Consider the following 826-nt stretch of genomic DNA (forward strand, 5'->3'; position numbering starts at 1 on the left):
TCTCGGGGACGTGCATGTGCCCGCAGACGCCCTTGAAGGCGTTCCACTGCGCGGCCGTCATCCGCTGCCCGCCGCCGTTCGCGTACGACTTGGGGTAGGCCGGCCACTTCGTGGGCCCGGTGAGCGGCACACGATGCTCGGTGTTCAGCCACCGGAGGAACACGGCCACCTCGGCGAGCGCCCAATCCGGGGCGTCCGGCCAGAAGATGAAGTCGGCGTCCTGCCGGTATCCCGCCTTCACCCACTTGTCGCGGGTGGCCGGGTCGCACGTGCCGACCAGCTCTACCTGGCAGACGTTCAGTGTGTTCGTCTCCACCCCGCCGGCCGCGTTGACGAGGGCGCGCGCGGAGGTGTCGATGTCGAAGTGCTGGTACCAGCGCAGCTTCCGGCTGGCGATGTTGGGGACTGCGGTCAGGTTCGGGGCGGAGGCTCCGCCGCCGTAGTCCGGGAGGGACCGGCCCTCCGTGGTGTGGAGGACGGCGACGTTCACCTCCACCGCGTTGCCGCTGTAGGTGCCCTGGTAGCGGCGGGTCTGGTCGGCGCCGGGGTAGCGCTGCGGTCCGGTTCTGGTCATGTCAGGCCCCTTCCCTGATGCGCTCGGCTTCGAGGTAGCCGTACGGCTTTTCGACGGTGATCTGGTCCCCGACCTTCGCCGCCGTGGAATGCCCGCTGGACCGCAGGACGACCACCGCGCGGTGACCAGCGGGCCACGTGTCGGGAACGCGGTACGTCGCCTTGATCCACAGGGGCATGTGGTGCATGTCCGGCGTCACGTTCTCCCCGCACAGTGGAGAGGTCGGGGTGAACGCGGCCGACGCGCCGATGC

The 826-nt window shown here is 69.7% G+C and carries 2 protein-coding genes; both read right to left on the reverse strand.

What is annotated here, in order from left to right:
- On the reverse strand, positions 1 to 574 hold a 574-nt coding region (locus tag J1M44_RS11390; RefSeq protein ID WP_206481126.1), incomplete at its 3' end, for a hypothetical protein.
- A gap of 1 nt (position 575) precedes the next feature.
- Positions 576 to 826 (reverse strand): hypothetical protein (locus tag J1M44_RS11395; protein WP_206481129.1); only part of this gene is annotated, 251 nt, incomplete at its 5' end.

The organism is Micrococcus sp. KRD128 (assembly GCF_017168395.1).
In the GTDB taxonomy this organism is placed as follows: domain Bacteria; phylum Actinomycetota; class Actinomycetes; order Actinomycetales; family Micrococcaceae; genus Micrococcus; species Micrococcus luteus.